General features: G+C 62.5%; 6 protein-coding genes and 1 tRNA gene. 4 read left to right on the top strand and 3 right to left on the bottom strand.

Going from position 1 to position 8,923, the window contains the following annotated elements; all coding sequences use genetic code 11:
• Window positions 1–9: 9 nt before the first annotated feature.
• The 3 genes from WFQ05_RS16335 to WFQ05_RS16325 are packed head-to-tail and all read left to right on the top strand — an operon-like array spanning window position 10 to window position 4,391.
• Window positions 10–2,232 carry an AAA family ATPase gene (locus WFQ05_RS16335; RefSeq protein WP_253133524.1) on the top strand — a complete coding sequence of 741 codons (2,223 nt, stop codon included), beginning with the start codon at window positions 10–12 and terminating at the stop codon, window positions 2,230–2,232.
• The gene (gene mcrC, locus WFQ05_RS16330; protein WP_253133526.1) at window positions 2,232–3,371 is read left to right on the top strand and encodes a 5-methylcytosine-specific restriction endonuclease system specificity protein McrC; all 1,140 of its coding nucleotides are present in this window, start codon (window positions 2,232–2,234) and stop codon (window positions 3,369–3,371) included. The genes WFQ05_RS16335 and mcrC overlap by 1 nt, the downstream gene beginning before the upstream one ends.
• A gap of 6 nt (window positions 3,372–3,377) precedes the next feature.
• Window positions 3,378–4,391: a DUF4917 family protein gene (locus WFQ05_RS16325; RefSeq protein WP_253133528.1), complete on the top strand. Its 1,014-nt coding sequence runs from the start codon at window positions 3,378–3,380 to the stop codon at window positions 4,389–4,391.
• Window positions 4,392–4,594: 203 nt separating this feature from the next.
• Here the strand turns inward: WFQ05_RS16325 and WFQ05_RS16320 are convergent, their stop codons facing one another.
• The 3 genes from WFQ05_RS16320 to WFQ05_RS16310 all read right to left on the bottom strand — a co-directional run bounded on the left by WFQ05_RS16320 (window position 4,595) and on the right by WFQ05_RS16310 (window position 6,887).
• Entirely contained in the window at window positions 4,595–6,055 is a 1,461-nt protein-coding gene (locus WFQ05_RS16320; protein WP_253133529.1) for a YfjI family protein, read from the bottom strand.
• A gap of 2 nt (window positions 6,056–6,057) precedes the next feature.
• Window positions 6,058–6,399 (bottom strand): hypothetical protein, encoded by a 342-nt coding sequence (locus WFQ05_RS16315; protein WP_253133531.1) that lies wholly within the window; start codon window positions 6,397–6,399, stop codon window positions 6,058–6,060.
• A gap of 395 nt (window positions 6,400–6,794) precedes the next feature.
• Window positions 6,795–6,887: transfer RNA gene (locus WFQ05_RS16310), tRNA-Ser, on the bottom strand.
• A gap of 178 nt (window positions 6,888–7,065) precedes the next feature.
• On the opposite strand from WFQ05_RS16310, the gene dnaX reads away from it, so the two are divergent.
• Window positions 7,066–8,922 (top strand): DNA polymerase III subunit gamma/tau, encoded by a 1,857-nt coding sequence (dnaX, locus tag WFQ05_RS16305; RefSeq protein ID WP_337054562.1) that lies wholly within the window; start codon window positions 7,066–7,068, stop codon window positions 8,920–8,922.
• The last annotated feature ends 1 nt before the right edge of the window (window position 8,923 follow it).

Below are 8,923 nucleotides of genomic sequence, written 5' to 3'. Positions count from 1 at the left end.
GGGCGGGGGATGACCACTCAGACGATAGATAGTGCACCGCATGCAACCTGGTTTGTCGGCGCCAGCTACGGCGGTACCGATGATCAGATGCCGCGATTTCTTGCGGAAGGAATTTGGGAGAACGGCTACGACGACAAGCTCCTCGAAGTGGTGCGTTCCATGCGCCCGGGAGAGCGGATCGCCATCAAGTCGTCTTACACGCGAAAGCACGGTCTGCCTTTCGATAGCCGAGGCCGAGCGGTTTCGGTTATGGGCATCAAGGCGGTCGGCACGATCACTGAAAACCTGAACGACGGGAAGCGGGTGAAGGTGGACTGGGCCAAGGTCGAGCCAGTACGGGAGTGGTACTTCTACACTCACCGAGCAACGATCTGGCGTGTGCTGCCCGGCGAATGGATGAACGATGCGCTGATTGCATTTGCGTTTGACGGCAAGCCGCAGGATGTAGATCGCTTTCGCAACGAGCCCTTTTGGCGGGAGCGTTACGGCACGACTTCGCCAGAAAAGCAGCGCTTCGAGTGGACGGACTTCTACGAGGCAGTGGCCGAAAAGCTGCTGGCCCACGCAGACGATCGAACGCCGCTCATCGAGGGCATCCACGAGATCGCGTCCCGGGTGCCGGGGCTGACCTATCTCCAGGATAAGTTTCCTGATGGAACCAGTGGTCCGCTGCGGGACATTTGCCCATTCACCACGATGGGCACCTTTAACCGATCCATGACCGATGCTAACCGCAAGACCATCGCGGGCGAACTTGCCAAGTTGCTGGGTGTGACGGTGCCGGTCCCGCCTTCATTCGAAGGCATCCCCGTTCTCAACAACCAACGTTCCTGGTTTTTCGCCTATGCCGACAAGCGTGGTGCGGGCGACATCGACGCGCTATGGAAGGTATTCGTTGCCGCGAGCAAGATGGTCGATGGCGATCAGTTGGACACCCGAGATGCCTTCATCCGGGCTTATGACGAGGCAACCCAAGTGTGGGGTGTCGCATGGAACCTTTCGACAGGTCTCTACTGGGCGCATCCGTGGGAATTCCTGACGCTTGATAGCCAGTCGCGCCACTACATCAACAAGCGGCTCGGCCTGAATGTTCCCATCAGTGGTCAGCAAGGTCCCTGTGATGGACGCGAGTATTTGAAGCTGCTAGACGATTTGCGGTCGCGCTTCGGCGAAGACGGCTATCCGGTCCACAGTTTCCCAGACCTGTCGCTTGCGTCCTGGATGTACAAAGACCCGGTTGACGAGCCTGTGCCGGCTGGCGATATCGGTACCAATGCCGGAGCCGAACAGGAAACTGAAGGTGAAGTTCGCGAAGCCTTTCAGGTGGCAGCGCCAATCGTTCCCTACTCGGTGGAGGACATCCTCAAGGACGGCTGTTTCCTGGAGCGGGCCGAGATTGACCGCTTGCTCGATCGTCTGCGCACAAAAAAGAACTTCATCCTTCAGGGGCCTCCGGGCACGGGCAAGACCTGGCTAGCCAAACGGCTCGCGTTCGCGCTCATGGGGCAGAAAGACGACAGTAAGGTCCGCGCCGTGCAGTTCCACCCCAACCTGTCCTACGAGGACTTTGTTCGAGGGTGGCGCCCCACTGGCGAAGGTAAGTTGTCGCTGGCGGACGGTGTCTTCATGGAAGCTATCAAGGCCGCATCGAAGGACCCTTCGTCGAAGTTTGTCGTGGTGATCGAGGAGATCAACCGTGGAAACCCGGCGCAGATCTTCGGCGAGTTGCTGACGCTGCTTGAGGCCGGCAAGCGGACACCCAACGAAGCGCTGGAACTCTGCTATCCGGATGCGGACGGCAAACGACGTCCCGTCCATATTCCCGAGAATCTCTATGTGGTCGGCACCATGAATATCGCTGACCGATCACTTGCACTGGTCGATCTGGCATTGCGTCGCCGCTTTGCTTTCGTTGGGCTGGAGCCAAGACTGGGCCAGGTTTGGCGGGATTGGGTGGTCAAGGAGTGTGCTGTCGATCCGGGCTTGGTCGCGGATATCGAGCGCCGTATCGCCGAGCTGAACGACCAGATCGCGGCGGACGCGCGCCTTGGCAAGCAGTTCCGGATTGGTCACAGCTATGTGACGCCCGCACACCGACTGGAGGCGGGAGACACGAAGAAGTGGTTCCAGCAGATCGTGGAGACGGAGATCGGCCCGTTGCTGGATGAATACTGGTTCGACGCGCCCGACGAAGCACAAAAGGCGATTGCACGGCTGACGCAGGGCTGGTGATGACCGCCGTCGCAGAACAGGTGGAAAGTGCATCCATGAGAGCTGAGGGTTTCATTGGACGCATTCCGGTGCGCAACCTCTGGCTGCTGATGCTCTACGCCTCTGACCTGTTCCGCACTCGCGGCATCGGCAAGATCGGCTTGGAAGACAGCCCGGACGATCTACCGGATCTAGTCGCGGAGATCCTTGCCCACGCGGTTGAGGTGCGACAGCGTCGCCGCTTGAGTCTTGGCTATCGATCTCGTAACGCAGTCATCAATCGCGTGCGCGGTCGGATCGACGTCTTGACCACCGAACGCCATCAGTTGATGGATAGAGGCCTGGTGGCTTGCCGGTTCGACGAACTCACCATCGACACCCCACGCAATCGTTTCGTCCGAGCAGCCTTGGAGTCCATCTCCAGGATCGTTCAGAGGAAGGACGTTGCCCATCGGTGCCGCGCACTTGCGGGTGACATGAAGGCAATGGGTGTATCAGGGGACGCACCGACCCGCGCCCAAATGAGCACTGATCGTTTCGGCCGTAACGATGCGGACGACCGGTTCATGGTGGCAGCCGCAAAGCTGGCGTTCGACCTAGTGCTACCTACGGAGGCGTCGGGTGCGAATGTGCTCTCTCTGCCGGACCGAGAAGCACCGTGGGTACGCCGTTTGTTCGAGCGGGCGGTGGGCGGCTTCTACGAAGTCGTAGTGAGTCCGCAGGGCTGGCGGGTGCTATGCGGCGGGACGTTGGGCTGGCAGATCGAGCAGAAGACGGCGGGGATCGACAAGATCCTGCCGACGATGCGAACTGATGTCGTGCTCGACCACCCGTCAACCGGGCAGAGGATCGTCATCGATACCAAGTTCACCTCGATTGTGACGAGCGGTTGGTACCGTGAGGAAACCCTGCGCAGCGGATACGTGTACCAGATCTACGCCTATCTGCGCTCCCAGGCTGGGTGCGGCGATGCGCTTGCAGATCGCGCGAGTGGATTGTTGTTGCATCCCGCGATCGGCCAGATGGTCGACGAGACAGTGCTGATCCAGGGGCACGCCATTCGATTTGCCACTGTGGATTTGACGGCAACTCCTGCGGACATCAGGGCGCAGCTGCTGCGACTTTGCGTACCTGACCACACGATGAAGGCAGGCGCGTGAAAGGACATGGACAGAATCGAAATCGACACTTGGGCAAACATCAGCGCGGAAGGTTGGAGTTCCCTCCTTCTGGGTAACGGCGCCAGCATCGCCATCCACAAGGAGTTTGCATACCCAACGCTCCACAGCGTCGCTGATGCAGAAGGGTTGCTCGCAACCACCGCGCCAATATTCACCAAGCTCGGGACGACCGACTTCGAGCATGTTCTGCTTGCGTGCTGGTATGCCGAGCACGTCAACGTGGCACTGGGAACTCCGTCTGCCGACATCTCTGCGGCTTATGCGGAAGTGCGCACCGCACTGATCGAGGCGGTGCACAGCGTGCATCCTGTACATGCGGATATCGCCACCGACTTACAAAAGGTTGGTGCATTCGCGAGCGCGTTTCCGACTGTCGTCAGCCTGAACTACGACCTCACATTGTACTGGGCCATGCTGCTGTTCAATGCGGCAAGCGGCAGCTGGTTCAAAGACGCGTTCCATCATGGGGAATTCCAGACGGACTGGGGGTATCTGCGCAGGCCGCTTCCCCCGGCCGGTGGGGCCACGCTAGTGTTTTATCCTCACGGCAGTCTCGCCGTGGCGCGTGACTACATTGGTGATGAGACAAAGATTTCTGTTGGTGCAGGGGCCGCAGGTGACATGCTCGACACGATAACTCTCTGGTGGTCGTCCGGAAACTACGTGCCCGTGTTTGTTAGCGAGGGAACCAGCAAGCAGAAGGTCGCAGCGATTCGTCGGAGCCACTACCTGACGAACGTGTATGAAGAGGTTCTACCCAGCCTCGGAGAGAATCTGGTCGTGTATGGCTGGAGCTTTGACGAAAGGGATCAGCACGTGCTTGAGGCAATCGCGACAAGTCCACCCAAGCGAATGGCGGTCTCCGTGTTCACTGGTCAACCAGAACCGGATCAGCAGGCGTTCTGCCACCAGGTGCTCAAGGCCGCTGGCCGGTCCTTGCCAGAAACGGTTGTGACGTTTTTTGATTCGAAGAGCCCAGGTTGTTGGAACAATCCATGACGGTGCATGCCCTCCGAGATTGCGTTTGAACGGCGTCGCATCAGGGTCGATGTCTGAGGTCGCCTCGCACCGAGATGAAGTGTGAACTCGCGGATTTCCACGGGTCGCGCTAAGGGCCTGCTGTCGGCGAGCATTCGAGGACGAAGCCTCTTGAATAGAAAGATGCCCGGCGTTTGCCGGGCATTTTGTTCGCTCTGTCACGCTCACCGCCACGTAATGTTGCGCGATCGCGAGAACATCTTCATGCAGTTGATAAACGTTGTCTTGCCGCCGCACAACTCGATCAGGTCTCGCTGCTCCATGCGTAGAAGGGCGGCGCGCAGACGATTGCTGGGAATGCCAAGCAACAGGCCAATAGGCTCCGTGGGAACTTCCTTGTAGTCGGTTTCAAGGCGAAAGATCTTCAAGTGCTCGATTACGGCTGCCACGTCGGCCTCCTGTTGGGGCAGGGGAGGTGGCGGCACGAACACGAGTTCGTACTGGGTGGCATGCCAGGAGACAAGCGCCCAGGCACGTTGGAGGCAGGAGATCGAGACGTAGTGGGTCTGGCTTTCCCATACATGCAGCACCGCAGCCAGCCGGGCGGTCAGGTTGAGCATCTTCGAGACGAAGTCGGCGATATGCGCGAGCTGTCCGAACTTGAGATTGTGAGTGATGCGGCACAGCTCGTCCCAGTAGCCCAGCGCGTCAGGTGCGAAGGCCAGTTCGATGGGTGCAATGCCACCGGCCTCCTGGTTGTCCTGGTGCAGGTCGTAAAGCTCCTTGAGCGCCTCGTGGAGATTCGAAAGAGCCTCGTCATCGTCGCCCTCGGGTGCGTATCGATTGCCCATGGGCGACGGCTGGGCGACGCAGACGAGGAAACGCGCGAAGAAGCCGAGCCTGACGGCCTTGTGCTCGGTGTACTCATTGCGCTTGCACCGGGGGCGGAACGGCTCGATCGCGGCGGACTGCGCCAGCAAGCCGAACGTGCCACGTGGTTGGCTGGCATAGAGATGCCTCTTCTTCTCTCGACGAAACTCCAGCGGCTTGCCGTCGATCAGATCAACCAGATCCGACACGTGGCGCATCAAGCTGGAGCTCAGCAGCTTGTCACCTTCGTCGGTAAGGAAATCGACGGCTTCGTGCTCGCCATCCAGCTGGTGAAGCAGGCTTTCCAGGTCGAGGTTGCTCGCGAGGCGCGGACGGTGTTTGGGGGCCGCTGCGGCCGTACGGTGCAGCTCGGCCAGCGTCGCAAGAAGTTCCTGCGCGGGCTCCTGCTTGCGCAGGCAGCGCGCGATCTCGGCCTTCAGGAGCTTGATATGGAACTGTTGCTCGGCCGACGCGGCGCTCGCTTCGGTCCGCGCGACCTCATACCGAGCGAAGCTGTCTCGAGCGTGGTCCTTGAGCGGCTGGATCATGCACTCGTGTACCGGGCTCTTACTTCCACCAACATCGGCGATGCACAGCGTGTTGACGCTGATGGGAATGGGCGTCCAGTTTGGGGGCGACATTACGTAGAGAGGCGCAACCGCGGAGGACAGGACCGAAAGCAGGTGCGTCCGGACCAAGGCGGGGCAGGCTTCCGTGGCCCTGGCGCAAACTGCCCTCGCGGCAGCTGCGGCCAGCGGCGGGAGCATGCCGAAGTTGTGGTCGGATGCCTGGAAGGTCGTGAGCGGCGTAAGCATGTTCACACTGCGGCCCTCTCAAGACGGCCGTTGAGCGCGGCTGCGAGCGCATGGAGGGAAACCTCGCTCGCCGACGGGTCCTCTTCGCCACTGGCGGGCGCGTCCGATTCAGACTTGCCCAGTCGGCCGCGCAGCTCCTTGAGCTTTGCGGGGTAGAACTTCTCTCGCAGACCCAAGGCATTGATCAGGTCAATCAACTCCTTGTCGCTGATGCCGTCCGCCTTGGCGGTCAGGATCATCGGCTTGATAAGCGTAAGGAGCCGTTCGGCATCTTTCTTGTCTTTGAGTGCCTGGTACGCTGCGGTGAACTGCGCGGCCATTTCGTTAACGGTGCCGGGTGGCATGTGCTTGTCCTCGATCGGGAGAGCCGGGATGGCTGTCCTCAGCGGACATGCTGGGCAGGTACGAGGAAATTGAATAAGGAGCGGATTTCGGCAAGTGATCCAGAAACCTCTCCGGAAATTCCTGTCGAGCGGGGGGGGCTGGCCCTTGTCAGCAAGAGGTCAGTAAGGCGGCCGCGGCAAAGTCCGGTAGGCCAATTGCATCAAGCTGGAGTCAGGCACGTTTCGCATGAGAGCAATGGGTAGTGCAGCCCTCACGGGTTTCCGCTGCTTCGCGATGCGCAGCGCGGCGCAAAGGGGCCCAACCACAGCCAACTTGCTGTGGCATACTGGACGGCATACTGGAGTGATCGGAAAAGAAAAAAGCCCCTAAAAATCAGGGGCTTAGTTCGAATATCTGGCGGAGAGAGGGGGATTCGAACCCCCGAAGCGCGGTTTAGACGCTTACACACTTTCCAGGCGTGCTCCTTCAACCACTCGGACACCTCTCCGGGACCTGAACACGGCCGCGGGGCCGCGCTCAGGGGCGCAGATTCTAGCCGCGCGCCGGATTTATTGCGAGTCCCGCGGAGCTGTCGTGCGCGACGGGCCGTTCATGCCGGGACGCTGGAGGGTCGCTTCGCTACGCTCGTCCTTGGAACGCCCCCCCTGGCGCGGCACAATGACCGCATGTCCTACCTCGTCCTGGCCCGCAAGTGGCGCCCGAAGCGTTTCGCCGAACTGGTCGGTCAGGAGCACGTGGTGCGTGCGCTGTCCAACGCGCTCGATAGCGGCCGCATCCACCACGCCTTCCTGTTCACCGGCACGCGCGGGGTCGGCAAGACCACCATCGCGCGCATCTTCGCCAAGTCGCTGAACTGCGAGACCGGCACCAGCGCCGATCCGTGCGGCCAGTGCGCGGCCTGCTTGGACATCGACGCCGGGCGCTACATCGACCTGCTGGAGATCGACGCGGCTTCCAACACCGGCGTGGACGATGTGCGCGAAGTGATCGAGAACGCCCAGTACATGCCCAGCCGCGGCAAGTTCAAGGTCTATCTGATCGACGAAGTGCACATGCTGTCCAAGGCGGCGTTCAACGCGCTGCTCAAGACGCTGGAGGAGCCGCCGGAGCACGTGAAGTTCCTGCTGGCCACCACCGATCCGCAGAAGCTGCCGGTGACCGTGCTCAGCCGCTGCCTGCAGTTCAACCTCAAGCGCCTGGACGAGGCGCAGATCGGCGGGCAGATCACCAAGATCCTCGGCGCCGAGCAGATTCCCTCGGAGGACGGCGCGGTGCGCCAGATCGCCAAGGCCGCCGATGGTTCGCTGCGCGACGGCCTGTCGCTGCTGGACCAGGCCATCGCCTACACCGCCGGCGAGCTCAGCGATGCCGGCGTGCGCACCATGCTGGGCACGGTCGACCGCACCCAGGTCGGCGCGCTGCTCGACGCGCTGGCCGACGGCGACGGCGCGCGGCTGATGGCCACCATCGCCACGCTGGCCGAGTTCTCGCCGGACTGGGGCGGGGTGCTGGAGGCTTTCGCCGAGGCGCTGCATCGCATCCAGGTGCGCCAGCTGGTGCCGGGCGTGACGATCGAGGCCGAGGGCGTCGACGCCGAAGGCTTCGCCCAGCGCCTGCGCCCGGAAGTGGTGCAGCTCTGGTACCAGATGGCGCTCAACGGTCGCCGCGATCTCTACCTGGCACCCAGCCCGCGCGCCGGGTTCGAAATGAGTCTGCTGCGCATGCTGGCCTTCCGTCCGGCCGGAGCCGGCGATGTCGCGCCGGCCTCCGCCGCACCGGCCAAGCCGACCGCGGGCACCGTGGACGAGGCCGCAAGCGGACGCGCCGCCGCGGCCCCGCTGATGCCGGAGATGGCGACGGCCCCGCATGCGCCGGTCGAACCCGTGCCCGCACCCGCACCGAAGCCATCCGTAGTGAGCGAGCCGGAACCCGCGCCCTTCGCCGCTGCGCCGGCGGCGCAAGCCGCGCCCACGCCGGCACCAGCCATGGACGATGTCCCGCCGTGGGAAGTGCCGACGCAGAAGATCAGTGTCGCCGAGCCGGTGCAGGCAGCCCCGAGCCCCATCGCCGCGCCTGCCACGCCCGCGCGCGCGCCGTCCGCGCCGCCGCCGACCAGTGACGGCATCGCCGATACCGATCACTGGCTGGCGCTGGTCGCCTCGGCCAAGCTGAGCGGGCCTTCGCGCCAGCTCGCCGCCAACGTCGCCTTCGCCAGCTACGGCGATGCGGTGCTGCGCCTGTCCCTGGCGCCCGGCCTGGACTATCTGCGCACCGAGCGCTCGGTGGGCGACCTGGCCGATGCGCTGTCCGCCTCGCTGGGGCGCGTGCCCAAGATCGTGTTCGACACCGGCGCGGTCGCCGGCGAAGGTGCCGAGACGCTGGCCATGCGCGATGCGCGCCAGCAGGACGCGCGCCGCGCCTCGGCCGAAGAACAGTTCATGAACCATCCCGACGTGCAGCGGCTGATCCAGCAGCACGGCGCGCGCGTGGTGCCCGATTCCATCCGACCTTTCGACGAGTAAC

The organism is Pseudoxanthomonas sp. USHLN014 (genome assembly GCF_037153335.1).
Classification (GTDB): Bacteria; Pseudomonadota; Gammaproteobacteria; order Xanthomonadales; family Xanthomonadaceae; genus Pseudoxanthomonas_A; species Pseudoxanthomonas_A winnipegensis.
This window is presented reverse-complemented; position numbering and strand designations above follow the sequence as displayed.